Source organism: Mycobacterium sp. AMU20-3851, assembly GCF_043974665.1.
In the GTDB taxonomy this organism is placed as follows: Bacteria; Actinomycetota; Actinomycetes; order Mycobacteriales; family Mycobacteriaceae; genus Mycobacterium.
Genome location: NZ_CP146371.1, coordinates 4,354,605 through 4,380,006, shown reverse-complemented (window position 1 = coordinate 4,380,006; position 25,402 = coordinate 4,354,605). Strand labels below are relative to the sequence as shown.

Here is a 25,402-nt window from a genome sequence, read left to right as displayed (position 1 = left end):
GCTGCGGCGTCCGGCCGGCGCCACCGGCGGGGTCAGCGCAGCCGCAGGCCGCGCGGAGTGCGGGAGAATCCGGCGGTCACCAGGGCCTCGGCCGTCTCGGCGTGCTCGGCCCCGGCGCCGGGGTCCAGTACCGAGACCCCGTTGATCCGTTCCACCAGCAGCGAGGGCACCCGCCCGGTGCTGACCAGACTGGCCACCGCCGCCGCGGCCGCACCCTGCGCCTCGGGGGTGGCGCCGAAGCTGAGCAGGGATTTCCCGCCGCGCTCCAGGAACCAGGCCAGCTGACCGTCGACGAGGGCCACCAGCGCCCCGGCCTTGCGCCCGGGCCGGTGGGTCACCTCGCCGTCGCCGGGCCACGGCAATGCCATCCCGTACGGGTTGGCCGGGTCGGTCGCGGCCAGCACCACGGCGTGCAGCTGGGGGCGTTGCGGGTCCACGCCGTCGAGGTAGGAGCGCAGCCGGTCGACGGTGGCGGCCGCCGCGAACTGGGCGCCACCGAGGGACTCCACGAAGTAGCCGCGTTGGCATCGACCGGCGTCCTCGAAAGCGGTGAGCACCTTGTAGAGCATGGCGAAACCGCCGGGGACCCCGTCGGCGGCACCGCGAGTGAGCACCCCGTAGCGATTCAGCAGCAGCTCGGCCTGAAAGTGAGCGCGCACCGTGGAGTCGGTGGTCGTCGGCGGCAACGCCGACCACCGACCGGCCACCGTCGGGTCGGTCCGCGGTTGTGCGCTGGTCAGGCTGTACCGGCTCAACCGGGGCGGGCGTTGGCGCTGCCGGTGCGACGGGGCGCCGGACCGGCGCGGACCGTGCAAAAGGGCGCGCACCGGCGCGAAGGTGTCACCGGTGACCCACCCGGCCCAGATCAGTTCCCACAACGCCGATTTCAGCGACTCGCTCGACGAACCGTCGGCGAGCTGCCGGAAGAAGTACGCACCGCCGTGACTCAGGGACTCCAGAATCGCCCGGTGATCGTCGGTGAAGTCGATCTCCGCCGGCGGTGCCAGGGTCAGCAGTGCGGAGTCGCTGGGGTGGAAGGCGATCCACCCGTCGCTGCCGCCGATCTGACCGGCACCGGACCAGGTGACCTCACCGGAGGCCAGCAACTCGTCGAGCATCGCGGGCTGGTAATCGGCCACCCGCTGGCTGAACACCAGGGATTCCACCGCCGAGGCCGGCATCGCGTGGCCGGCCAGCTGTTCGATCACCGTGGCCAGCCCGTCCACGCCGCGGTTCGCGGTGGAGCCGACATGCTGCCAGGCCGGCAGGAACCGCCCGTAGGCAGCCGTGCTGACCGGCTCCACCGCGGCACGCAGCGCAGCCAGCGAGCGACGCCGCAGAATCTTGAGAACCGTTGCATCACACCACTGATCCGATGCCCCGGAGATCGTCTCAGTGAACTCTCCGCGGATCAGCCGGCCGTCCCCGGCCAGCCTGGCCAGCACATCGGCGGTCACCCGGACACCCAGCCCGAAGCGGGCGGCGGCCTGCTCGGTGCTGAACGGCCCGTGCGTGCGGGCGTACCGGCCCAGCAGGTCACCGAGCGGGTCGGCCACCGATTCGGTGAGGCTGACCGGCACCCACACCGGCACCGCGACCCCCACACCGTCGCGCAGCAGCGCGACGTCCTCGACGGTCACCCACCAGGTCTGCCCGGCGAACGACACCGTCAGGGCGCGGCGGTCGGCCCGTAGTCCGTCCAGCCAGCCGCCGATGTCGGCGCCCGCGCTGCGCTCGGAGATCTCCGCTTCGGTCAGCGGACCGAGCAACCGCAGCAGATCCGCCACCCCCTCGGCGTCGCGGGCGGCGCGGTCGGGATCCAGATGCTGCAGCTGCCGGGTGGTGGCCGTCACGACGTCCGGGTCGAGCAGATCGCGCAGTTCCACCCGGCCCAGAAGTTCGGCCAGCAGCACGGTATCCAGGGACAGTGCCGCGGCACGGCGTTCTGCCAGCGGGCTGTCGCCCTCGTACATGAACGCGCCCACGTAGCCGAACAGCGCCGAGGCCGCGAACGGGGACGGCGTGGCCGTCTCGACCTCGAGCAGACGGATCTTGCGCTGCGCGATCTGCTGCATCAGATCCGTCAGGGCGGGCACGTCGTACACGTCCTGCAGGCATTCCCGTACGGTCTCCAGCACGATCGGGAAGTCGGGGTATTTGCGTGCCACATCGAGCAATTGGGCGGCCCGCTGGCGCTGGTGCCACAGCGGCGAGCGCTTGCCGGGGTGGCGCCGCGGCAGCAGCAGCGCCCGGGCCGCGCACTCCCGGAACCGGGACGCGAACAACGCCGAGCCGCCGACCTCGGCGGTGACGATGGGTTCCAGCTCGTCGGCGTCGAACACGAAAAGGTCCGCCCCGGGCGGATCCTCACCGCCGTCGGGCAACCGCAGGATGATGCCGTCGTCGGACGCGGTGGGCTTCTCGTCGATGCCGTACCGCTCCAGCAGCCGCCGCCCGACCGCCAGCGCCAACGGGCCGTGCACCCGCAGACCGTAGGGCGAGTGCAGGATCACCCGCCAGTCACCGAGTTCGTCGTGGAAGCGTTCGACGACCAGGGTGGTGTCACTGGGCACCGCGCCGGTGGATTGGCGCTGTTCGTCGAGCAGCTGCCACAGGTTGTCGGTGGCGAAGTCGTCGAATCCGGTGTCGTGGCAGCGCTGCCGGAACTCGTCGGCGCCCAGGCCCGCCAGCTCACCGGTGAACGCGCCCACCGCGGCACCCAACTCGGCCGGGCGGCCCACGCTGTCGCCACGCCAGAACGGCAGCCGCGCGGGCAGCCCGGGTGCCGGCACCACCAGCACTCGGTCGTGGGTGATCTCGGTGATCCGCCAACTGGTCGCGCCCAGGGAGATGACGTCCCCGGGCCGGGATTCGTAGACCATCTCCTCGTCGAGTTCGCCCACCCGGGAAGGCTTGTCGTTCTCGGTGGCCAGATACACGGTGAACAGGCCACGGTCCGGGATGGCGCCGCCGGAGGTGACGGCCAACCGCTGCGCACCCGGCCGCGCGGTCAGGGTGCGGGCGTCGCGGTCGTAGACCAGGCGGGGCCGCAGCTCGGCGAACTCGGTGGACGGATACTTGCCCGACAGCAGGTCCAGCGTCGCCTCGAAGGCGCTGCGCGGCAACGTCGCGAACGGGGCACTGCGCCGCACCGCATCGAACCAGGTGTCGGCGTCCAGCGGTTCCAGAGCCGCCGCGGCCACCGTGTGCTGGGCGAGCACATCGAGCGGATTGGCCGGCACCCGCATGGTCTCGATCTGGCCGGCCCGCATCCGCTGCACCGTCACCGCACAGTCGATCAGGTCGGTCCGGTGCTTGGGGAACAGCACGCCCTGGGAGATCTCACCCACCTGATGGCCGGCCCGGCCGACCCGCTGCAGCCCGCTGGCCACCGACGGGGGCGCCGACACCTGGATCACCAGATCCACCGCCCCCATGTCGATGCCGAGTTCCAGACTGGAGGTGGCCACCACGGCCTTGAGGCGCCCGCTCTTGAGATCGTCCTCGACCAGGGCCCGCTGCTCCTTGCTCACCGAGCCGTGGTGTGCCTTCGCCAGCAGCGGTGGCGCCCCGAAACTCTGCCCGCTGGCCATCACGTGCGCCGGTGCGCCGCCGGCCACCTTGGTGTTGTGCCCGGCCGGCAGTTCGATGCCGGTGCGTTCGGCGTGGATCTCGTTGAGCCGGGAGGTGAGCCGTTCGGCCAGACGCCGAGAGTTGGTGAACACGATGGACGACCGGTGCGCCTCGATCAGGTCGACGATGCGTTCCTCGACGTCGGGCCAGATGGAGCCCTCGGCCACATTGGTCATGTCCGGCACCGGGACCTGCACCTGCAGTTCGAAGGTCTTGTCCGCGGGTGGGGCGACGATCCGGGCGGGCCGTTCGGTGCCGGTGAGGAAACGGGCCACCTCCTCGGCCGGGCGGACCGTTGCCGACAACCCGATCCGCTGTGCCGGACGGTCCAGCAGGGCATCGAGACGTTCCAGTGAAACCGCAAGGTGGGCACCGCGTTTGGTGGCGGCGACGGCGTGCACCTCGTCGACGATGACGGTGCGCACGTCGGTCAGGGTGTCCCGCGCCGACGAGGTCAGCATCAGGAACAGCGATTCCGGGGTGGTGATCAGAATGTCCGGAGGCCGGGTGACCAGATCGCGGCGCTGTTTGGGGGTGGTGTCCCCGGACCGGACCCCGACGGTGATCTCCGGGGCGGGCGCACCGAGCCGTTCGGCGACCCGGGTCAGGCCGGTCAGCGGGGTGCGCAGGTTGCGCTCGACGTCGACCGCCAGTGCCTTGAGCGGCGAGATGTAGAGCACCCGGGTCCCGGCGCCGGGCTCCGACGGAGCGCGGGCCAGATCGTCGATCGCCCACAGGAACGCGGCCAGCGTCTTGCCCGATCCGGTGGGGGCGATGACCAGGGTGTTGTCCCCGTCGGCGATGGTGTCCCAGGCCTGCGCCTGGGCCGCGGTGGGGGCGGGGAAGGTGCCCGCGAACCACTCGCGCGTCAGCGAGCTGAAACGCGCGAGCGGGTCGACGGGTGTGCGGGCCACCTTGCCATGGTGCACCAACCCACCGACAAGTCGCTCTGAGCAGTGCGAATAGTCGTGCGGATCCGGCGGGCGCGATTTATGATCCTGACGTTCAGCCAAGCCGTGAGTTCGCTCATGACGCGAATCAAAGGAGCCTGGAGATGCGGCTGTTCGCAGTACTCGCGCTACCCGTGTTGATCGGCGCGGGCGTATCCATCACACCTACACCCGTAGCAGCCGCCGACTGCACCAGCACCGGCGGGACCACGATCTGCTCGCAGGGCGACGTGCGCGGTTCCAACAGCGGCAGTGGTCCCAGCGGTGCCGGGCCGTACACGCCGTACGCGTGCGATTTCGACGACTGGTACGGCTGTGACAACGACTGGGGTTGGACGATCAACCTCGACGTCGACGCGAATCCCGGCGGGCCCGGTGGTCCGGGCGGACCCGGTGGTCCGGATATCGGCCGGCCCGGTGGTCCCGGCGGGCCCAATATCGGCGGAGGCCGGGGCGGTGGCCGTGGCGGCGGAGGCCGGCGATGAGTGAACCGAAATCGATCGAGGAGAACGACATGGTGTTTGATCCCAGTTCGGCCCGCCGGGTCGCGGCGGTGGCGCTCGCTGCGTTGGCCGTCGCGATCGGAACCGCTACCTCGGCAGCCGCGGAGCCGCCGGCGCAGCCGCTTCCCCCCAACTGCACCGCGGCCGATCTGTCCGGCATCGTCGCCGGGGTGACCGCGGCGACGTCGGCCTATCTGTTCACCCACCCGCCGGTGAACGACTTCTTCACCTCCCTGGCGGGTAAGGACCAGGAACAGCGCCGCGCTGAAACCGAAGTCTTCATGACGGCGAATCCGCAAGTGCGGGACGAGCTCCGGGCCATCCGGCAACCCACCCGGGACTTCCGTAACCGCTGCGGCGTCTAACGCCGTTCGGGGGCGATCGCGGCGGCCAGCTGCGCCGGGAGGCCCGGTACCCGGCCGATGGCGTCGAGCAGACCGTGTGCACACGTGTCGGCGACAAAGCCGGCGTCCAGGGTCGGGTCGAGCACGCGTTGGCGGCAGAGCTCGAAGGTGAACGCCAGCCAGCCGTACACGACGGTGCGCAGATTGCGCGCCGCCGTTTCGTCCGGCGGTTCGCCGGCGACCGCCCACACGTGGCGCAGGATCCGCTCGGCCTGTTTGTCATTGGCCTGCGTACCGTCGTCCAGTCCCCGCAGCACCGGGTCGGCCCGGCCGATACCCATGTAGGCGGACCAGGCGCCGTGCGGGTGCTGTTCGTCGTAGCGCAGATAGGCCAGTACACCCTGGCGGACCTGGGTGAACAGGGTCTGCTGCGGATCCAGCGGGGCATTGGTGGCCTCGAACAGCCGCTCGCCCTCGGCCCGCACCACCGCCGCGAAGAACGCCCGCTTGTCCGGGAAGTAGTGGTACATCAGCGCCCGGGACACACCGGCGCGTTCGGCGATCTCGTCGATGCGGACCTCGTCGTACGGGCGCTGTCCGAAGACTTCGGCACCGAGGGTCAACAGCTCGCTGCGCCGGTCGCCGGGGGACAGGCGCCGCCGGGTTTCGCCCACGGGGGCATCGTAGTGTGCACGTGTGCAACAGCGGACCGGGACTCACCCGGCAGGCGTCCCGCGGCGCTAGATCTTTCCATCCGGAAACATCGTCTGCACCGCCTGCGTGATGTTTTCGCGGGCACCTGATGCGCTCGTGGGGTCCAGGGAGCTGATCGCCATCACGTAGCGGCGGTCGGCGCCGATCACGCCGGTGGACACGTGCAGCTGGTTGGCCCCGTTCCAGCAACAGAACCAGCCCTGCTTGACCGCGACAGGCTCGCCATAGAGGCCCTCGGGAATGCCGAACCGCTGCGGGTAGCCGTCGTTACCCGTCGGCGTGGACTGCGCGAGGTTGCTGATGATGATGCCGGCCCGTTCCGGCGGCAGCCCGCCGGTCCCGTTCAGCAGCATGTCGTAGTAACGGACCAGGTCGCTTGCGGTGCTTGTGGTCACGTCCCAATGCCCGTTGTAGGGTGCTGTCGTGCCCGCCAACCCGTACCGCGCCTTGATGCGGGCGATGACGGCGTTGCCGCCGCTGCGATCCCAGAACTTCTGAGCGGCGCTGTCATCGGAAGAGCGCAGCATCGAGTCGAGCGACGCGCGGTCGGCAGCGGACAGCGTCGTCTCGCCCGCCGATTCCTGCAGCAGCAGGTCGTCGGCGATGAACAGCTTCACCACCGAGGCGATCGGAAAGGACTGGTCGGCCCGGCTCGATGCCCGCTGGCCGGTACTGCGGTCGAGCACGACCGCAGTGATGTCGGCCCCGGTTGCTGCGGCATCCGTGGTGGCCTGCCGGACGCGGGCGTCGAGCCCGGACCACGGCGCCACGGGCTGAGCGGGTGGCGCAGCCGAGACCTGCGCTGCACCACCGATGCCGAGTAGCGCCACACATAGGATCGCCGTTGCTGTCATCGCCGGGTTTCGCAGCCGCCAACGCATAAGTCTCCTCTGAGCAGATCCCGAACCGGCGGTGCGGGGGTTACCGACGCTGTACCCATCCATGAGCAGGCCTAATCGGTGTGCGCAGAGCAAACCGTCTGCCGGGGTGTGGGTCCGTAGGCGCCTTCGGCGATCACCGCAGCGTTGACGCGACGGGCATCGGAGGCGGCGATGTGGACGACCCCGCGCTCATCGCGAGTGACGCCAGGGCAGTAGCGTGCCCCCCGCTGGGTAGCGAGATACATTGTGCTGCAACCGATATCCGGATGATCGGGGAGCAGCACGTTCTCCAGCGAGGACACCAGGACGTCGGCGCACATGACGCCCGAGAACCTGCCGTGCACCTGCAGGGGAAGCGACATGGTCACGGTGATCTCGTTGGAACAGAGGTAACCGACGAATGGCCCCGCCACGCCACCCGATCGATGCGTATCTTCAAGTCCGAAGTGAAGGAGCTCCAGGGCGAGGTCGCCGATGAGGGGTGCGCGGCTCAGCCGCGCAACGACCGCTGATACCGGCGCATCCCGGCGATCCAGCGGTCGTGGTCGGCGGCCTTGCCACCGAACATGTCCACGACCACCGGGTGCGGCAGCACCATGAAGCGGTCCGTGCGCACCGCCTCGACTGTCAGCTCGGCGACCCGCTGCGCGCTGAGCACCTCACCGGCGGTGGTGATCGAGTCGGCGGCCACCCGCGCGACCGGATCGGCCGAGTCGCGGATGTCGCCGAGCAGCGGGGTGTCCACCCCCATCGGGCATACACACGTCACGCCGATTCCGTTGTCGCCGTACGTGATCGCCAGCCATTCGGCGAAACCGACCGCGGCGTGCTTGCTCACCGCGTAACCGGCCGCACCGACCTGGGTGAGCAGACCCGCCGCCGATGCGACGCTGACGAAATAACCGCTGCCGCGCCGCTCCCATTCCGGCAGCAGCGCGTCGGCCGCCCGGATGTGTGCGCGCAGGTTCACCTCGAGAACCCGGTCCCAGTCGCCCTCGGAGCCCAGCCCGGGCGCCCCGATCACCCCGGCGTTGGCGACGTAGATGTCGACCGGCCCGAACGCATCCCGCGCAGTGTCCAGCAGGGTGGCGATCCCGCTCTGGGCGGCGGCGTCGGCTCCGACCCCGACGGCCCGGTCGCCGATGTCAGCGGCGGTCTGTGTCGCCGTATCGCTGTCGATGTCGCCGGCCACCACCGACGCCCCACCGGCGACCAGCACCTGTGCCAGGGCGCGCCCGATACCCGAACCCGCTCCGGTGACCACGGCCACCCGGCCTTCGATGTCCATGGGATGTGTCTACCGCAAGGTTCCCCGGTTATCCCGCACCCGGTCGCGCAACTCCCGCTTGAGGACCTTGCCGTAGCTGTTCTTCGGCAGCTCGTCGACGTAGACGTAGTGCTTGGGGCGTTTGAACCGGGCGATCCGCTCCAGCAGATGCGCGTCGAGCTCGGCCTCGGCGGCGGTGCCGACGATGAAGGCGACGATCACCTCGCCCCACTCCTCGTCGGGCGCACCGACCACACAGGCCTCCTCCACCCCGGCGTGCTCGACGAGCACCTCCTCCACCTCGCGCGGGTAGATGTTGCTGCCGCCGCTGATCACCACGTCCTTGCTGCGGTCGCGCAGCGTGAGGTAGCCGTGGGCGTCGAACGAGCCCATGTCCCCGGTGTGCAGCCAGCCGCCGGCCAGAGTGGCCGCGGTGGCCTCCGGGTTGTTCCAGTAGCCCGACATGACGACGTCACCGCGGCAGACGATCTCGCCGATCTCGTCGACACCGGCCGGATTGCCGTCGGCGCCCAGGACTGCGACCTCGACCCCGGATCGCGGGTAGCCGACCGAGCCGAGCACCGCGTCGTCGGCCAATCCGTTGCCGGACAGGTGATCCTGGCGGCGCAGCCCGGTTATCGTCATCGGGGCCTCGCCCTGCCCGTAGAGCTGGACGAAGACCGGCCCGAACGCGGCCATCGCTTTCTTCAGACTGTCGATGTACATCGGCCCGCCGCCGTAGACCACGGTGGTCAGGTTGTCGGGGCGCGGGCGGCCGGTCGCCACCAGGCGCGCCACCATGGTGGGCGCCAGGAAGCAGCTGGTGCGCGGATGGTGGCCGCACAACTCGAGGAACTCCGCGGGGTCGAATCCGGCGGAGGCGGGGATCACCTGCCGTGCCGCCCGCAGCACGTAGGGCAGGATGTACAGGCCGGAGCCGTGCGACATCGGGGCGCCGTGCACCAGACTGGAATTCTCGTCCGGGGTGTCGAAATCGGCCAGATGCGACACCGTCATCGCCATCAGGTTTCGGTGGGAGAGCATGGCGCCCTTGGATTTTCCGGTGGTTCCGCTGGTGTAGAACAGCCAGGCGAGTGCATCCGCATCGGTGTCGGCGGGGACTGCCGCAGTACTCGTCAGGCGTGCACGGTAGGCGGGGGAGTCGACGGCCTCGATCGGCACCTCGGTGACCCCGGCCAGCCCGGCCGCGATCTTCGGTGACGCGAACACCAGTGCGGCGCCGGAGTCGTCGAGTATCTGCGTCATCTCGCGGGGATGCAGCTTGAAATTGATCGGTACCACGACGCATCCGGCCGCCCAGGCCGCGAACATCAATTCGATTATCTCGGGCCGGTTCTCGCTGGCGATCGCGATGCGGGCACCCGCATCCAGCTGCAGTGAGGCGCCCAGCCGCAGTGCCCGGTCCCGCAGTTCGCCGAAGGTGTGCAGCTGCTCGGTGCCGCGGTAGACCGCCCCGCGGTCACCGAACCGCGTCGCGGCCTGGTCGAGTACCGCGAACAGGTTCACTTGGCGACCCACTCCGAGCTGAGCGCGAAGTCGGACAGATACTTCGTCGAACTCCAGCCGCCGTCGACGACGATGGTTTGCCCGTTGATGAAAGCCCCTCCGGGAGAGCACAGGAACGCCACGGTGCTGGCGATGTCGTCGACCGTGCCGAGCCGGGTGTGCGGGGTCATCTCGGTGTTGATCTTGCGGAACCGCTCGTCCTCCAGCCGGGTGGCCACCATCGGGGTCAGGGTGACTCCCGGGGCGACCGCATTGCACCGGATTCCTTCGGCGCCGTACTGGCAGGCGATATGACCGGTCAGCGCGGTGAGACCGCCCTTGGCTGCCGAGTAGGCGCCGCCGCGCATGCCGCCCACCACCGCGAAGGTCGATGTCACGTTGATGATCGCCGAGCCGGGACCCATGTGCGGCAGTACATCCCGGGCCAACCGGAACGGGGCGCGCAGCATCAGGCCCAGAAAGTAGTCCAGCGATTCGTCATCGGTCTCGTGCAGTGGTTTGGGGCTGCCGACCCCGGCGTTGTTGATCAGGAAATCGACGTGGCCCCACCGGGAGACCGCCGCGTCGACGATCCGGGCCGGGGCATCGTCGGCGGTGAGATCCACGGCCAGCGTGGCGATCCGGTCGGGATCGCCGATGGCCTGCTCGAGTTCGGTGAGCCGCTCGTGGTCCCGGCCCGCACCCAGCACCGCCATGCCGGCCTCGGCGAGTTTGACGGCACAGCCGAAGCCGATACCGCTGCTGGCCCCGGTCACGATCGCTACCTGCATCTGGAGTGTGATCCCTTCATCAGCGTTGCCCGGATCTGGTGTTTGAGGACCTTGCCCGCGTCGTTCTTGGGCAGGGTGTCCCAGACGACCACCTGCTCGGGAGTCTTGAACTTGGCGAGGCCGTGCGTGGAAAGCAGCGCGGCGAGATCCGCGACGGTCGGCGTGGCGTCCGGCGCTTCGGCAGGAACGATGACCGCACAGGCGCGTTCCCCGGTGCGCGGATCGGGCACCCCGACCACGGCGATCTCGGCGACGGCGGGGTGACCGATCAGGATGTCCTCCACCTCCTTGGGGGAGATGTTCTCCCCGTTGCGGATGATGAGGTCCTTGGCGCGTCCGGTCACCACGAGGTAGCCGTCCTCGGTGAGATGTCCGAGATCGCCGGTGCGGAAGAAGCCGTCCTCGTCGAAGGCCCCGGCGTTGTCCTCGGGATGCAGATAGCCGGCGAGCATCTGCGGCCCGCGTACCCGGATCTCCCCGTCGACCACGGTGAGGGCGGCGATGCCCGCCCGGCCGTCGGTATCGGCGGCCCGGTCCGGGTGCTCGGGTGAACCGACGGTGGACACCGGCACCTCGGTGGACCCGTACACCCGGGTGACGATGGCTCGCTCGAAATAGCCGGCGGCCCGGCGGATCAGCGACGCCGGCACCGAGGCGCCACCGCAGATGAACACCTTCAGATCGGGTAGCCGGCTGCCGGCCCGCTCGGCCGCGGCGAGCAGCCCGTCCAGGAACGGGGTGGCCCCGGCCATGTGGGTGCACCGGTGCTCGTGCATCAGGGCGACGGCCTCATCGGGGTCCCAGCGGTCCATCAGGACGGCGGTCGAGCCCAGGAGCAGCGGGCATTCGAACGCGTAGATGGAACCGCCGATGTGCGCGATCGGGGACGGCACCAGGAAGGTGTCACCGGCTTCGATGCGCCAGTGCTCACCGAGCTGGCCGATCAGCGCGGCGATCGAATCATGGGTGTGCAGCACGCCCTTGGGGCGCCCGGTGGTACCCGAGGTGTACATGATCATCCGCACCGCTGCCGGATCCAGCGTCACCGCGGCGGCCGGCGATGCGGCCAGCAACCCGGCGAACTCGGTGAAACCCGGATGCCCGCCGCGGCACACGACGACCACCGGAGGGGTGTTCATTCCGGCGGTCACCCGGGCCAGCATGGCGGCGTAGTCGAAACCGCGGAACTCGGCCGGTATGAAGATCATCCGCACCTCGGCGTCGGCGAGGATGAACTGCAGCTCGCTGTCCCGCAGCGAGGGCAGGATCGGGTTGACCACCATCCCCGCCATGGTGGCGGCCAGGTAGACGACGGCGGCTTCGTGCCAGTTGGGCAGCATGAACGACACCACGCTGCCGGTCGGCATCTGCTGTGACATCGCAGCGGCCAGCGACTCGGACTGGTGCTGAAGGGTTTTCGCGTCCAGCTCGGTGTCGCCGTCGACGATGAGCACCCGGTCGGGTGTGCGCTGCGCCGCGACGGTCAGGGCATCGGCGAGGGTGCTCACGGCTGGTCCTTGACGCGCCGCATCGTCATCGAATGCCGGTAGGTCGCGGCCGGGTGGGTGTTGACGGTCACCTGGGCGATCTCGCCGTCGGATGTGGTGTAGGTGCGCTGCATCTGCAGGGCGGGAGCGCCGGCGGGAGTCTTCAGCAGGTCGGCGAGTTCGGGTGGCAGCCCGATGGCGGTGATCTCCTGGTGTACCTCGGTGATACTGACACCGTAGAGATCCTCGATGAGCGGGAAGATCGGCCCGGTGTGACGGTGCAGCATCCGGCCGACCGCCGCGAACGCGCGGTTGATGTAGTACTCGGTGCGGCAGATCGGGGTATTCGTCTCGGCGTCCCGGCGGTACCCGCGCACCGCCAGCCATTGCTCGCCGATGCCCAGGCCGGTGGAACCGGCGAGGTCGGCGTCGATGGTCACCATCGCGTTGGATTCGATCTCGAACTGTGCGCCGGATGCGAACGCCAGCAGGTCGTTGATCGACATCACGTCCTGGGCATAGGAACTCGACGACGGCCGGGGGACCACCAGCGTGCCGGTCCGGGGGCGCGAGGACACCAGGTTGTCGTCGCGCAGGCGACGCAGCGCTTCGCGCACGGTGTACCGGCTGACCGCGAAGCGTTCACACAGTTCGTGTTCGGTCGGCAACTGCGAACCGACCGGATAGACCCCGTCCACGATTTCCTTGCGGAGTGTGCGGGCCACCTGCAGGTAGCGGTGCTCGGGTGCTTGGGTGGTCATCGCTGGGCCGCTATGTCCGGGCCAGCGCGTACACGCTGCCTTCACCGTCGGCCGAAAGATAAAGGGTGTCATCAGGTCCCGCAGCGATCCCGGCGAACGGACCCTGCGGACCGGAGAACGGCGGCATGCCGCGCAACGGCTTCGGGGTGACCCCGGGAGGAGCGCCGACCGGAAGCCCCGCCGCGACCGTCCGGCGCGCACCGGTACCCAGATCGACGGCGATGACCGCCTTGTCCCCGGCGTCGACGATATAGAGCACGCCGTCGCGCACCAGGATGCCGTGCGGGGTGTGCAGTCCGTCGACGACGGTGTCGGTGCCGGCGGAGGTTATCCGCAGTACGGCGCGGCGTACCGACACCAGGACGGTGCCGTCGGCGTCGGTGGCGACCCCGACCGGGGTGTCCAGTCCTTCGGCCAGCACTTCGGTGCCGCCGGCGGTGACCACCAGCACCCGGCCGGTGCCCTGCTCGACGACGGCCGGGGTGCCGTCGGGCAGCAGGGTCACCCCGTAGAGCTGGTCCAGACCGTCTGCCAGATAAACGGTTTCGTTGTCGGCCGGCCGGTAGCGGGCGACCTGTCCACCGGAGGTGGTGACCACGAACTCACCGGAACCGACCGGGGTGAGGCCGCGGACGAAGCCCGGGTAGCCGGGACTGAACAACATGCCCACGGTCTGCAGTTCCCCGGCACTGACGCGGTAGAGGTAGGTGCCGTCGGCGACGTAGAGGGCACCGTCGGCGCCGACGGCGACGTCCAGCGGCCAGTTCAACCCGCCGGGCAACAACGCCCGGGCCTCGCCCGCACCGGTGATCTCGGTGATGGCGCCGGTGAAGTTCGACACGAACAGCCGCCCGTCGACGAACGCACAGTTGTCCAATCCCGGTGTCAGCGTGGCCAATACGGTCTGGGTGCCGGTGCGTGGATCGATGTGCAGTACCTGTCCGCTGGCGACCTGGGTGGACACGATGGTCCCGTCGGTGTCGAACTTGACCGAATCCGGCACACCGAGGTCCCCGGCGACCACCTCGGGTTCGCCGCCGTCGGGGTGCACCCGCCAGATCTGGTTTGCGTTCATCACCGGGAAGTACAACAACCCGTCGGGCCCGACCTCCATGGCGTTGGGGGAGGGCAGGTCCGCCAGGATCAACCGGGGCTCGCCGCCGGCGAGATCCATTTCGAAGAGCCGCCCGCCCTCCCGGCATTCGTTGACGAACAGCCGGCCCTGATGAACGGTGATGCCGTTGGCCGAGGGCATGTCCTCCCGCAGGACCCGGGTCACCCCGGCGCCGTCCCGCACGCTGACCCGCCCGTCCATCACCTCGGTGGCGAACAGGCTGCCGTCGGTGCCGAAGGCCAGATCGTCGGGGGCGATGATGTCGCCGCCCTTGGCGCTGATCGTCTCGATGTCGCCGCTGTCCACATCGAGCGCGCTGATCTGGCTGCCGGTCACCTGCGCGATGTAGAGGCGGCCGTCCGGCCCGGTGCGCAGACCGTTGGCACCGAACAGTCGGCTCGGGGCGGTGAGGCGGGTGAGGACCCAGCCGTCGGCAACTTCCGGTGACGAGGCGACGGGGTACCGGCCGTTCTGCAGGGCGCTCATGGGCTGGACGCTATCAAGTGCGGACTAGTCCAGACAATAGGTTCGCTTGGAGCCAAGTCGACCCTTGACGGCCCATAATCGCTGCGGAATAGTGTTCTCCATTGAGCAGAGCCGCATATGTTGTACGGACAATTGGCCCCTGCGGAAGGGCTCGACGACAGCGGCCCAGGAAAGCGAGTCATGACCGATCTGTTGACGCTCACCGGCCGCACCGTCGTGGTCTCCGGGGCGGGGGGTGGGGGCATCGGCACCACCGTGACCCGGTTGGCGGCCGAAGCCGGCGCCACCGTCGTCGCGGTGAGTCGCTCCCGGGACAACCTGGATGCGCATGTCGCACCGCTCGCCGAGGGGGGACTGCCGGTGATCCCGGTGGCCGCCGACGCGTCCACCGATGAGGGCATCGCGACCGTGCTGGAGGCGGCCCGCAACGCCGAGGGCACGCTCTACGGACTGGTGAACATCGCCGGCGGCGCGGCGCCGTCGACCTGGATGCCGGCCACCCGGGTGTCGCGCGCGGACTGGCGGGAACTGTTCACCGCCAATCTGGAGACGATGTTCTTCATGAGCCAGGCGGTCGCCGGTGAGATCCGTGCCGCCGGCAATCCGGGATCGATCGTGTCGGTGTCCTCGATCAGCGGCATGAACAGCGCGCCGTATCACGTCGCGTACGGCACCGCCAAGGCTGCGATCGTCGCCGCCACCCGCACCCTGGCCGTGGAACTCGCCGCCGACGGGATCCGGGTCAATGCCGTGGCCCCCGGGGTGACCGAGACCGCGGCCTCGGCCACCTACGTCGACGCCGACCCGGAACGCGACCAGCGCGCCATCGCCATGGGCCGGCGTGGGACCCCCGAGGAACAGGCCGGCGCGATCCTGTTCCTGCTGTCGGACCTGTCGGCCTATGTCACCGGGCAGACGCTGCTGGTCGACGGCGGGCTGAACCTGAAATGGACGCACCTCGGCGCGGACAACACGTCGTTGTTCCTCAAAGACGACACTTTTCGTGAAGCGATCAGGAGGATCTAGTGACCCATACCGAATCCGACCTCGACGCCGCGATCGAGATCGACGGCGATCCCGACGACTCCACCGGTCAGGTCGCCGAGGATCTGTCGACCCCGATGACCATTCCGGTGGACGCCTACATCTCGCCGGAGTACGCGCGCAACGAACGGGACCGGTTGTGGCGCAAGGTCTGGCAACAGGTCGGCCGGGTCGAGGAGATCCCCGAGATCGGCAGCTACCTGACCTACGACATCCTCGACGACTCCATCATCGTGGTGCGCACCGGCGAGAACGAGTTTGCCGCGCATCACAACGTGTGCATGCACCGCGGCCGCAAACTGATCGACAACCCCGAGGGCGCGAAGAATGCGACCGGCCGGGCGCGCAAGTCTTTCGTGTGCGGCTTCCATGGTTGGACCTACGGCCTCGACGGTACGTGCACGCACATCCGCGAGCAGGACGACTGGCAGGGCAAGCTCAGCCCCGCCAACACCCACCTGGCACCGGTGCAGGTGGACACCTGGGGCGGTTGGCTTTTCATCAACATGGACCCGCACTGCGAACCGCTGGCCGACTATCTGTTCCCGGCCGCCAAGATCCTGGATCCGTTCGGGCTGGAGAACATGCGGTACAAGTGGCGCAAATGGCTCTACTTCGACTGCAACTGGAAGGTCGCGATGGAGGCCTTCAACGAGACCTACCACGTGTTCACCACTCACCCGGAGTTCAACAAGTTCGGTGAGTTCAAGGGATGGGCCAAGGCGCAGGGCAAGCACAGCAATATTGGCTACGACGCGCCGAAGGGGATGGACGAGACCAAGTCCAAGATCCGGCTCGGCACCGGCGACCCGCGGATCTCCACTGCCGAGATGCAGGTCTACACCATGGAAGAGACCAACGCGACCACCACGCAGACGCTGGTCAACGCGGCCAGACGCCTCGTCGACGAACTGCCCGAGGGCACCCCGGCCGATCAGGTGCTGGCGCACTGGCTGGCCTCGGCCCGCCGCGACGACGAGGCCCGCGGCGTGGTCTGGCCGACCATCCCGCCCGACATCCTGGGCCAGAGCGGGACCGCGTGGCAGATCTTCCCCAACTTCCAGGTGGGCCAGGGCCTGACCAGCGCCCTGTGCTACTCGGCGCGCCCCGACCCGAGCTACGACCCGAACAAGTGCATCTTCGAGGTGGCCGTCTTCGAGCTGTACCCGAAAGGTGAAGAGCCCGAGACGGAATGGGCATACACACCCAAGGACTCGCCCAACTGGCTGTCGGTGCTGCCACAGGACTTCTCCAACATGGCCGCCGTACAGCAGGGCATGAAGTCGGCCGGTTTCCCCGGCACGCTGCCCAACCCGTACCGCGAACGAAGCACCGTCAACCTGCACTACCAGCTGTCCAAGTACATGGACGCCGGCGAACCCAACGACCTCTAGCGATTTGTGGAGTCTCAGTCGGTATCAGCGCGGCCAAAACTCCACAAATCACATAGCAAGGAGAACTCCATGAAGGTAAACCTCGGTACAGGTGCGCAGAACTCGCAGGATTGGGAACGCGTCATGGCCGGCGATTTCAGCACGCCGCCCGCCACCCCGGACTACAAGTGCGTGCAGGCCGCGCTGGCGCTCGGCGATCTCGCCGAACCGCTCGGCTTCGACGGGATCTGGTTCCCCGAACACCAGGGCACCCCATATGGGATGACCCCCAACCCGATCCAGGCACTCACCTACTTCGCGGCGCGCACCGAGCGGGTCAGCCTGGGCACCTTCGTCGCGGTCGCGCCCTGGTGGAATCCGGTGCGCTTGGCCCACCAGATCGCCTACCTCGACATCGTCTCCAACGGCCGGTACAACACCATCGGCATCGGCCGGGGAGTCTCGAAGGCCGAGTTCGACGCCGTCGGTGTGCCGCGGGAGGAGAGCCGTCAGCGTTTCAACGAAACCCTCGACATCCTGGAACTGGCCTTCTCCGGGGAGCGGTTCTCCTACGACGGTGAGATCTTCAGCTTCCCGGAGATGTCGCTGCGGCCCGAACCGATCAGCAAGGATCTGTTCTCCCGGATCTACAGTTCGTCCTCGACGGCCGAGTCGCTGGAGATCCTGTCCCGGCGCGGCATGGTGCCGCTGTTCGTCGGCAACAAGCCGATCTGGGACGCCGGCGAGGAAGTGAAGAAGGTCAACACGTTCCGGGCCGAGGAGGGTTTCGAACCCTGTCAGCCCAAGAACGTGATGTTCATGTACTGCGTGGCCGACGATTCCGAGGCCGCCGAGACCGAAGAGTGGATCTGGACCGCCAATCGGGACGTCAACGTGCACTACGGCTTCGCCGATGCCTCGAACTTCAAGGGCGTCAAGGGGTATGAGGCCTATGCAGCCCGCGAGGCGACCGCCACCGCCGTGCTGGCCTCCCAGGTCGGGGACCAGAAGAAGGGCGGCCCGCCCGGATATCACGCGTCGAACCTGCTGATCGGCACCCCGGAGGTGGTGTTCGAGAAGCTCAAGGCCGCCCAGGAGGCGTGCTCGTTCTCCGAGGTGACGATCGTTCCGCAGTTCGGCACCATGCCGTATGAGAAGGCCATGGACAGCACCCGCCTCTTCGCCGCCGAGGTGTTGCCTGCCGTGCACGAGATGCCGGCACCCCTGCATCCGTCTGTGCTTCCGGAGAGCGTGACTGCATGACGACCGATACCTGTGGGCCCACCGATACGCCCACCGACATCGACATTCCCGCGATCCGCGAGAAGTACGCCGCCGAGCGTGCCAAACGCCTGCGACCCGAGGGCGGGGACCAGTACCTGGAACTGGAAGGCGAATTCGCCGAATTCTACGAGGTCGACCCGTACACCACGGTGACGCAACGAGATCCGATCACCGAGGACTCCGACGTGGTCATCCTCGGCGGCGGGTTCGCCGGTCTGCTGGCCGGAGCCTACCTGCGCAAGGCCGGCGTCGAGGGGATCCGCGTCATCGAGATGGCCGGCGACTTCGGCGGCGTGTGGTACTGGAACCGATTCCCGGGAATCCAGTGTGACAACGACGCCTACTGCTACGTCCCGCTGCTCGAAGAACTCGACTTCATGCCGAGCAAGAAGTTCGCCGACGGCGCCGAGATCTTCGGCCACTGCCGCAACATCGGCAAGCACTTCGGCCTGTACGACGGTGCGCTGTTCTCCACCCAGGTGCGCGACATGCGCTGGGATGACTCGGCGCAGCGCTGGCAGATCAGCACCGACCGTGGCGACGACATCCGGGCCCGGTTCGTGGTTATGGCGCAGGGCTCCTACAACCGGCCGAAGTTGCCGGGCATCCCCGGCATCAAGGATTTCACCGGGCATGTGTTCCACTCCGCGCGCTGGGATTACGACTACACCGGCGGCGACGCGGACGGCGGACTGCACAAGCTGGCGGATAAGCGGGTCGCCCTCGTCGGCACCGGCGCGACCGGTATCCAGCTCGTACCCCACCTCGGCCGGGATGCCAAGGAGCTGTTCGTTTTCCAGCGCACACCGTCCTCTGTCGACGCCCGCACGAACCCGCTGACCGACCCGGACTGGGCGGCCACGCTGCAGCCGGGCTGGCAGGAGGAACGCAAACGCAACTTCCACAACTGGTCGCCGTTCGTCGGTGTGGTGTTCGGTGAACCGGATCTGGTCTGCGACTTCTGGACCGAACTCGGCCGCAATCTCACCGCACGAATCGCGAGCAGCCCGGACCCGGCATCGGTGACGATCGAACAGATCATGGCGTTCCGTGAAGAGGAAGACTTCAAGATCATGGAGCGGCTGCGTCGCCGCGTGGCCGAGATCGTCGAAGATCCGGCCACCGCCGAGGCGCTCAAGCCGTACTACCGCTTCATGTGCAAGCGGCCGACGTCCAGCGAGCACTATCTGGCCACGTTCAATCGACCCAATGTGACGCTGGTCGATGTGTCGGCATGCAAGGGCGTGGAGCGGCTGACCGAGAAGGGGATCGTCGCCAACGGCACCGAGTACGAGGTGGACTGCGTGATCTTCGCGAGCGGCTTCGAGATCTCCACCGAGATCAACCGCCGATTCGCGATCGACTCCATCACCGGTCGTGACGGGCTCTCACTGTTCGACCATTGGCGCGACGATTACAAGACGTTGCACGGCATGACCAGCCGAGGGTTCCCGAACCAGTTCTTCATGGGCTTCATCCAGGGCGGCGTGTCGGCCAACACCACGGCGATGTTCGAACAGCAGGCCCGCCACATCGCCTACATCATCGCCGAAGCCCAGAACCGGGGTGCCACCACGGTCGAGCCCAGCCAGGACGGCCAGGACGGCTGGGTCGCCACCGTCCGGGAACTCTCGATCGACAACTCGGCCTTCGAACTGTCCTGTACGCCTGGCTATTACAACAACGAAGGCCGCGGCGGCGCCGAACGCAACGGCGCATTCCTCGGCGACTTCTACTCGCCCGGATTCTATGCGTTCGACGAGTTGATCGAGCAGTGGCGGGACAAGGGCGACCTCGACGGATTAGAGCTCACATGACGACCGCCACTGCGCTCCAGATCCGCGATATCAAGCCGCGCATCGGAAGCGAGATCCGCGCGGACAAGGCGACGCTGCTCTCGGGCGAGCACGCCGGGCGCATCCGGGAACTGCTGGAGCAGCGGGGAGTGCTGGTGTTCCCGCAGATCGCGTTCACCGACGAGGAACAGATCGCCTTCACCGAAACCCTCGGCACCTTCGCCCCGGAGCACCAGGGCGAGAAGCTCTACAAGGTGTCGCTGGACACCCAGGTCAACAAGCAGGCCGACTACCTGAAGGGCTCGCTGTACTGGCATCTGGACGGCACCATGAACGAGGTGCCGATCCTCGCCTCGCTGCTGCAGAGCGTCTCACTCGGCAACCCAGATGAGGGGGACACCGAGTTCTGCAACACCTACGCCGCATACGACGACCTCTCCGACGCGGAGAAGACCGAGATCGCGGATCTGCGAGTGATGCACTCGGCCTGGAACACGCTGTTCTACTACGACCCGGAACCCTCGGCGAAGACACTCAAGCAGATGATGGCCATCGGGGATCGGGAACTCCCGCTTGTGTGGACACACAAGTCGGGCCGCAAGTCATTGGTGCTGGGTGCGACCGCGCGCCAGGTCAACGACGTCGACTACGCCAAGAGCGCCGAACTGCTGGTGCGGCTGCGAGATTGGGCGACCCAACCGCAGTTCACCTATCGACACAAGTGGACCGTCGGTGACCTGGTCATCTGGGACAACACCGGCACCATGCACCGGGCCACCCCGTATGACCCGAACTCGGGACGGTTGTTGCAGCGCACCAAACTCGAGGGTGAGGAGCCGTTCGCTTGAGCGAGCTCAGATTCGACGACCGGGTCGCTGTCATCACCGGCGGCGGCCGAGGCCTGGGCCGCGAATACGCCCTGCTGCTGGCATCGCGGGGCGCCAAGATCGTCGTCAACGATCCCGGTGCAAGCCTGACCGGGGACGGGTCCGACGAGGCCCCCGCCCACCAGGTGGTGCGCGAGATCACCGCCGCCGGAGGGCAAGCCGTCGCCAACACCGACTCGGTGGCGACCGTGGAGGGTGGCCAGGCCATCGTGGACACCGCCATCGAGAACTACGGGCGGGTCGACATCCTGATCCACAATGCGGGCACCGTCCGTCGAGGCTCCCTCAAGGAGTTGAGCTACCAGGACTTCGAGGCCGTGCTCGACGTACACCTGCGCGGCGCATTCCATGTGGTGCGCCCGGCCTTTCCGCTGATGTGCGCGGCCGGGTACGGAAGGATCGTGCTGACCTCGTCGATCGGCGGGCTGTACGGCAACCACGGCGTCGCCAACTACGCCGCGGCGAAGGCCGGCATCGTCGGGCTCACCAATGTGGTCGCCCTCGAAGGTGCCGCCGAGGGTGTCACCTGCAATGCGATCATTCCGGGCGCGGTCACCAGAATGGCTGCGGGACTGGACACCTCGGCCTACCCGCCGATGGGCTCCGATCTGGTGGCGCCCGCCGTCGGCTTTCTGTCGCACGAGACGTGTTCGGTCAGTGGTGAGCTGTTCATCGCGATCGCCGGCCGGATCGCGCGCGCCTTCATCGCCGAGACTCCGGGCATGTACCGGCCGTCATGGTCCATCGAGGATGTCGCGGAGAACCTCGAGACGATCCGCGATGACACCGCACCGCTGGTGTTCCCGCCAGTGCCAGACGGGCATACCGACCACATCCGCTATTCGTTCGGGGTGGCCACCCATGAGTGATCATCAGGGTCCGCTCAAGGGCATCCGGGTCGTCGACCTCACCGCGATGGTGATGGGCCCGTACTGCACCCAGATCATGGCCGATATGGGCGCCGACGTCATCAAGGTCGAGCCGCCCGCCGGTGACAACACCCGCTACATCTCCGTCGGCCCGGTGGCCGGGCTCAGCGGGGTGTTCATCAACGTGAACCGCGGCAAACGCGGTGTGATGCTGGACCTGCAGACCGCCGAGGGCAAGGCCGCACTGCGGTCCCTGATCGAGACGGCCGACGTGTTCATCCACTCGATGCGGGCAAAGGCGATCGCGAAGCTCGGCTTCGGCTATGACGACGTCGCCGCGCTGAACCCGTCGATCGTCTATACGAACTGCTACGGGTATGGCAGGCGCGGCCCGGACGCCGACCGCCCCGCCTACGATGACACCATCCAGGCCGAGTGCGGATTGCCTGCGGTACAGGAACAATTGACCGGCGAGGCCAGCTATGTCGGCACCATCATGGCGGACAAGGTGGCGGGCTTGACCGCCCTCTACGCCACCACGATGGCGTTGTTCCACCGGGAGCGCACCGGCGAGGGGCAAGAGGTGGAGGTCAGCATGTTCGAGACGATGGCCTCGTTCATGTTGGTGGAGCACGCCAACGGCGCCATGTTCGACCCCGCTCTCGGGCCGGCGGTGTATCCGCGCGCGGTGGCGCCCAACCGAAAGCCGTACGAGACCAAGGACGGTCAGATCGCGGCCTTGATCTACAACGACAAGCACTGGCAGGCGTTCATCGAACGCGTCCAACCCGTGTGGAACAGCCCGGAGTTCGCGACGCTGGAGCAGCGCGCAAAACAGATCGACACCGTGTACGGGCTGGTGGCGCAGACGCTCAAGGAACGCACCACCGACGAGTGGCTGCAACTGTTCCGCGAGCTGGAAATCCCGGCCGCCGCGGTCAACAGCCCCGACGCGCTGTTCGACAATGACCACCTCAACGCCGTCGGGCTTTTCGAGACCGTCGACACCGTGCACGGCTCCATCCGGATTCCCGGGGTGCCGACCTGGTTCTCCCGCACTCCCGGCCGGGTTCACGGGCCGGCGCCGGAACTGGGTGCCGACACCGAATCGGTGCTGGCCGAACTGAAGGCGGAGCCGCGGCAGTAGGCCGTTCTGCGCATGCGGCCCGCCTTTTCACCTATGTCATGCTCGACGTTCTGTATCGAGCATGGCATATCACGAAAGTCGTTCTACTAGTTGCGTAAACGAGCCAAGGAAGACGGGCCGGCTGCGGTGCTCGAACCCCGGACACGCCGACCGAAGTCGAGCCCTTCGACGCTGAGCGATGAGATCAAAGCACAGGCCGTGGCTGTGCGGTCCGCGCTGGAGGCTTCCGGTCTGGATCACGGGCCGATCAGCGTGTACGAGAAGATGCGCGCGATGGGCCTCGATGAGGTTCCGTCCACGGCGGCGCTGGCACGCATATTCCGGGAGGCCGGCGTGGCTCGTATGGAGCCGAAGAAGAAGCCCCGCTCGGCGCGGATATGTGGGCCAACTTGTCGGTCACGTGAGTGCACTCGGGGTCGAGGCGATCACCGGAAAGCCCTACAAGCCGACCACGCAGGGCAAAAACGAACGCTTCCACCAGACCCTGTTCCGCTATCTCGACAAACAGCCACTGGCCGAGACACTGGCCGAGCTCCAAGCCCAGGTCGATGCGTTCGACCACATCTACAACACCGAGCGCCCTCACCAAGGTCTACCTGGGCGCGTCACACCACTGACGGCATGGGAAGCGACCCCCAAGGCAGATCCACCCCGCCCCGCAATCGACCGGCAGACCTATGCACGGCCTGTCCCGAGTCGATACCAATTCCCCCGAGCGAAGTCGCCCGTGGATCTACCCTCGGACACAGTCATCCGCACGGTGAGCTCGGTGGGCAGCATCGGATTGGACTCAGTCACATACCGAGTCGACGCACAACGCGCCTTCCAGCAAGTCCTGGTTGTCAGCGTCGACGACAAGATCATCGTGGCCGATCTGGACGGCGAAATCCTTATCGAACACACCAAACCCGCACCGGGTGTGAAGTATGTCGGCAACGGACAACCACGCGGCCCACGCCCCAAAACCCGACAACCGTCACCGATGTCCTGATACATCAACTGTCACCGATGTCCTGATGCAGAACTGTCACCGATGTCCTGATACATCACACTTGCACGCCTTGGCTTTCGGATGTAGCATCGAACACAAGTTCGAATGCGATGTTGCTCCCAGTGCTCCACGGTGAGCTTCAGACCGCGACTCCGGTCGCCGAGAGGTTCGATGGTCCCGCGGGACTGTGCGAACCGTGTTGCCTGATCGTGCCTGTGGGCACCTTCTGTGAAAGTCGGTATCCGTCATGGACGCCACTCATCTCGACAGTTTCGTCGATACGTTGATCGACGATCTCGCCGTCACCGCTGTCCCGGAGGACGATGTCGGGCGCACCCTGTTTCATCTGCTGGACTGTCCGCGGCGGGTGGTCGATGAGTCGGCCCTGCTGGCGGTGCTGGTGGCCGCAGTCACCGCCCGCAACCTGCTCGATCATGTGATCGCCCAGGCAGTTTCGGCCGCGGAGCGGCTCGGCATCCCGGCGCGGCGGCACCTGCGTACGGGGGCCGACCTGCTCACCAGCCTGGGCGTGGCCCCGGGCGCCGCGCAGCGCTTGGTGCGGGTGGGCCGGGCGGCGCACACCCTGCCCGCGCTCACCCGGGAACAACGCTTGGGCGGGATCGGTATCGAATTCGCCGACGCCGTCGGGCGGGGCGTCTCCCACATCCAAGCCCGGACCCCTCTGTCGGAGGAGGACCGAGCGAAGGTCGTGACGAAGCTGATGATTCAGACCACCCCAGCTGAGGTCGCGGAAAAGGCCCGCACGAACGCCATCGAGCGTGCCTCGACGGTGCCGGGCGACGCAGGCGCGGTGCCGATCGCCGAGAACACTGACCTCAACGAGATGACGCTGGTGCAGACCGACGAAGGACGCGTCGCGGCGACTCTGGATCTGGATGCGCTGACCGGGGAGGAACTGTTCGCCGCGCTGGACCCGTTGTGCCGGCCGGTGCCACAACCGGACGGATCGCCGGACCCGCGACCACCCGGGCGGCGGCGCGCGGACGCGTTCGGGCAGATCATGCGCACGTATCTGTCGAGTTCGCAGCGCCCGATGTCGGGGGGTGTGCTGCCGCACGTCACCCTGATCCGGCCCGCCGGCGTCGACAGCCTCGGTTTCACCGGGCCGGTCAGCGCGCCCACCGCCGACCTGATCTCCTGCGACAGCACCCTGACCTCGGTGACCGTCGACGGCGCCGGTGCGCCGCTGAATGTGGGACGCGCCGAACGGCTGTTCACGCCGATCATTCGTAAGGGACTTAGCGTACGCGACCGTGGCTGCGCATTCCCCGGCTGCGGAAGGCCGGTGTCCTGGTGCGATGCCCACCACATCCGACCCTGGAGCGAAGGGGGCGCCACGAGTGTGGACAACGGAGTGCTGCTGTGCCGCAGCCACCACACCGCCGTCCACCACGGCGGCTGGCGGGTCTACCTCGGCCCCGACCGCCACCCCTGGTTCATCCCACCCCGCGACCCGGCAGGCCCCGAACCGGCCCATCTGCGTTCCCACGCCCGACGCACCATGACCGACCTACCCACCGCCGCATAACCGAATCTCACCGCGCACCTTGACA

The 25,402-nt window shown here is 67.8% G+C and carries 20 protein-coding genes and 1 pseudogene; 11 read left to right on the top strand and 10 right to left on the bottom strand.

Annotated elements, in window-relative coordinates; translation table 11 throughout:
- Positions 1 to 32: 32 nt before the first annotated feature.
- Positions 33 to 4,547 (bottom strand): ATP-dependent helicase, encoded by a 4,515-nt coding sequence (locus V4U86_RS20925; RefSeq protein ID WP_395307834.1) that lies wholly within the window; start codon positions 4,545 to 4,547, stop codon positions 33 to 35.
- A gap of 140 nt (positions 4,548 to 4,687) precedes the next feature.
- Between V4U86_RS20925 and V4U86_RS20920 the strand changes: the two genes are divergently transcribed.
- Entirely contained in the window at positions 4,688 to 5,068 is a 381-nt protein-coding gene (locus V4U86_RS20920; protein WP_395307833.1) for a hypothetical protein, read from the top strand.
- A complete protein-coding gene (locus V4U86_RS20915; RefSeq protein ID WP_395307832.1) occupies positions 5,065 to 5,451 on the top strand; it encodes a heme-binding protein in 387 nt (128 codons plus the stop codon). Before V4U86_RS20920 ends, V4U86_RS20915 begins: the two co-directional genes overlap by 4 nt.
- Here V4U86_RS20915 and V4U86_RS20910 read toward each other — a convergent pair.
- The 9 genes from V4U86_RS20910 to V4U86_RS20870 form a co-directional block, all read right to left on the bottom strand.
- Positions 5,448 to 6,104, bottom strand: coding sequence for a TetR/AcrR family transcriptional regulator (locus tag V4U86_RS20910; protein WP_395307831.1), 657 nt, complete (start codon positions 6,102 to 6,104; stop codon positions 5,448 to 5,450). The genes V4U86_RS20915 and V4U86_RS20910 overlap by 4 nt on opposite strands.
- 66 nt (positions 6,105 to 6,170) lie before the next feature.
- On the bottom strand, positions 6,171 to 7,025 hold the full coding sequence (locus V4U86_RS20905) for a serine hydrolase (protein WP_395307830.1): 855 nt from the start codon (positions 7,023 to 7,025) through the stop codon (positions 6,171 to 6,173).
- Positions 7,026 to 7,096: 71 nt separating this feature from the next.
- A complete protein-coding gene (locus V4U86_RS20900; RefSeq protein WP_395307829.1) occupies positions 7,097 to 7,438 on the bottom strand; it encodes a hypothetical protein in 342 nt (113 codons plus the stop codon).
- Between the two features lie 77 nt (positions 7,439 to 7,515).
- On the bottom strand, positions 7,516 to 8,313 hold the full coding sequence (locus V4U86_RS20895) for an SDR family oxidoreductase (protein ID WP_395307828.1): 798 nt from the start codon (positions 8,311 to 8,313) through the stop codon (positions 7,516 to 7,518).
- A gap of 9 nt (positions 8,314 to 8,322) precedes the next feature.
- Positions 8,323 to 9,819 carry an AMP-binding protein gene (locus V4U86_RS20890; protein WP_395307827.1) on the bottom strand — a complete coding sequence of 499 codons (1,497 nt, stop codon included), beginning with the start codon at positions 9,817 to 9,819 and terminating at the stop codon, positions 8,323 to 8,325.
- Positions 9,816 to 10,589: an SDR family NAD(P)-dependent oxidoreductase gene (locus V4U86_RS20885; protein ID WP_395307826.1), complete on the bottom strand. Its 774-nt coding sequence runs from the start codon at positions 10,587 to 10,589 to the stop codon at positions 9,816 to 9,818. The genes V4U86_RS20890 and V4U86_RS20885 overlap by 4 nt, the downstream gene beginning before the upstream one ends.
- On the bottom strand, positions 10,580 to 12,097 hold the full coding sequence (locus tag V4U86_RS20880) for an AMP-binding protein (protein WP_395307825.1): 1,518 nt from the start codon (positions 12,095 to 12,097) through the stop codon (positions 10,580 to 10,582). Before V4U86_RS20880 ends, V4U86_RS20885 begins: the two co-directional genes overlap by 10 nt.
- A complete protein-coding gene (locus V4U86_RS20875) occupies positions 12,094 to 12,837 on the bottom strand; it encodes a GntR family transcriptional regulator (protein ID WP_395307824.1) in 744 nt (247 codons plus the stop codon). Before V4U86_RS20875 ends, V4U86_RS20880 begins: the two co-directional genes overlap by 4 nt.
- Before the next feature lie 10 nt (positions 12,838 to 12,847).
- On the bottom strand, positions 12,848 to 14,437 hold the full coding sequence (locus tag V4U86_RS20870) for an SMP-30/gluconolactonase/LRE family protein (protein WP_395307823.1): 1,590 nt from the start codon (positions 14,435 to 14,437) through the stop codon (positions 12,848 to 12,850).
- A 180-nt stretch (positions 14,438 to 14,617) separates the two neighbouring features.
- Between V4U86_RS20870 and V4U86_RS20865 the strand changes: the two genes are divergently transcribed.
- The 9 genes and pseudogenes from V4U86_RS20865 (at position 14,618) to V4U86_RS20825 (ending at position 25,377) form a co-directional block, all read left to right on the top strand.
- Positions 14,618 to 15,463 (top strand): SDR family NAD(P)-dependent oxidoreductase, encoded by an 846-nt coding sequence (locus V4U86_RS20865; protein WP_395307822.1) that lies wholly within the window; start codon positions 14,618 to 14,620, stop codon positions 15,461 to 15,463.
- Positions 15,463 to 16,875 (top strand): aromatic ring-hydroxylating oxygenase subunit alpha, encoded by a 1,413-nt coding sequence (locus tag V4U86_RS20860; protein ID WP_395307821.1) that lies wholly within the window; start codon positions 15,463 to 15,465, stop codon positions 16,873 to 16,875. Before V4U86_RS20865 ends, V4U86_RS20860 begins: the two co-directional genes overlap by 1 nt.
- Before the next feature lie 69 nt (positions 16,876 to 16,944).
- Entirely contained in the window at positions 16,945 to 18,117 is a 1,173-nt protein-coding gene (locus V4U86_RS20855; protein WP_395307820.1) for an LLM class flavin-dependent oxidoreductase, read from the top strand.
- Entirely contained in the window at positions 18,114 to 19,955 is a 1,842-nt protein-coding gene (locus V4U86_RS20850) for a flavin-containing monooxygenase (RefSeq protein ID WP_395307819.1), read from the top strand. The genes V4U86_RS20855 and V4U86_RS20850 overlap by 4 nt, the downstream gene beginning before the upstream one ends.
- Complete coding sequence (locus V4U86_RS20845; protein ID WP_395307818.1) at positions 19,952 to 20,782, top strand: TauD/TfdA dioxygenase family protein; 831 nt, start codon at positions 19,952 to 19,954, stop codon at positions 20,780 to 20,782. Before V4U86_RS20850 ends, V4U86_RS20845 begins: the two co-directional genes overlap by 4 nt.
- On the top strand, positions 20,779 to 21,690 hold the full coding sequence (locus V4U86_RS20840; RefSeq protein ID WP_395307817.1) for an SDR family NAD(P)-dependent oxidoreductase: 912 nt from the start codon (positions 20,779 to 20,781) through the stop codon (positions 21,688 to 21,690). The genes V4U86_RS20845 and V4U86_RS20840 overlap by 4 nt, the downstream gene beginning before the upstream one ends.
- On the top strand, positions 21,683 to 22,837 hold the full coding sequence (locus tag V4U86_RS20835; RefSeq protein WP_395307816.1) for a CaiB/BaiF CoA transferase family protein: 1,155 nt from the start codon (positions 21,683 to 21,685) through the stop codon (positions 22,835 to 22,837). Before V4U86_RS20840 ends, V4U86_RS20835 begins: the two co-directional genes overlap by 8 nt.
- A 42-nt stretch (positions 22,838 to 22,879) precedes the next feature.
- Positions 22,880 to 23,828 (top strand): annotated as a pseudogene (locus tag V4U86_RS20830) (integrase core domain-containing protein); the annotation flags it as partial.
- Between the two features lie 247 nt (positions 23,829 to 24,075).
- Positions 24,076 to 25,377, top strand: coding sequence for an HNH endonuclease signature motif containing protein (locus tag V4U86_RS20825; protein WP_395307815.1), 1,302 nt, complete (start codon positions 24,076 to 24,078; stop codon positions 25,375 to 25,377).
- The last annotated feature ends 25 nt before the right edge of the window (positions 25,378 to 25,402 follow it).

What these genes read in the sequence shown, in the direction of transcription:
- V4U86_RS20845 (WP_395307818.1), top strand. Translation starts at nt 19,952, where the DNA reads ATGACGACCGCCACTGCGCTCCAGATCCGCGATATCAAGCCGCGCATC.
- V4U86_RS20855 (WP_395307820.1), top strand. Translation starts at nt 16,945, where the DNA reads ATGAAGGTAAACCTCGGTACAGGTGCGCAGAACTCGCAGGATTGGGAA.
- V4U86_RS20875 (WP_395307824.1), bottom strand. Translation starts at nt 12,837, where the DNA reads ATGACCACCCAAGCACCCGAGCACCGCTACCTGCAGGTGGCCCGCACA.
- V4U86_RS20825 (WP_395307815.1), top strand. Translation starts at nt 24,076, where the DNA reads ATGGACGCCACTCATCTCGACAGTTTCGTCGATACGTTGATCGACGAT.
- V4U86_RS20915 (WP_395307832.1), top strand. Translation starts at nt 5,065, where the DNA reads ATGAGTGAACCGAAATCGATCGAGGAGAACGACATGGTGTTTGATCCC.
- V4U86_RS20835 (WP_395307816.1), top strand. Translation starts at nt 21,683, where the DNA reads ATGAGTGATCATCAGGGTCCGCTCAAGGGCATCCGGGTCGTCGACCTC.
- V4U86_RS20850 (WP_395307819.1), top strand. Translation starts at nt 18,114, where the DNA reads ATGACGACCGATACCTGTGGGCCCACCGATACGCCCACCGACATCGAC.
- V4U86_RS20870 (WP_395307823.1), bottom strand. Translation starts at nt 14,437, where the DNA reads ATGAGCGCCCTGCAGAACGGCCGGTACCCCGTCGCCTCGTCACCGGAA.
- V4U86_RS20895 (WP_395307828.1), bottom strand. Translation starts at nt 8,313, where the DNA reads ATGGACATCGAAGGCCGGGTGGCCGTGGTCACCGGAGCGGGTTCGGGT.
- V4U86_RS20885 (WP_395307826.1), bottom strand. Translation starts at nt 10,589, where the DNA reads ATGCAGGTAGCGATCGTGACCGGGGCCAGCAGCGGTATCGGCTTCGGC.
- V4U86_RS20905 (WP_395307830.1), bottom strand. Translation starts at nt 7,025, where the DNA reads ATGCGTTGGCGGCTGCGAAACCCGGCGATGACAGCAACGGCGATCCTA.
- V4U86_RS20920 (WP_395307833.1), top strand. Translation starts at nt 4,688, where the DNA reads ATGCGGCTGTTCGCAGTACTCGCGCTACCCGTGTTGATCGGCGCGGGC.
- V4U86_RS20865 (WP_395307822.1), top strand. Translation starts at nt 14,618, where the DNA reads ATGACCGATCTGTTGACGCTCACCGGCCGCACCGTCGTGGTCTCCGGG.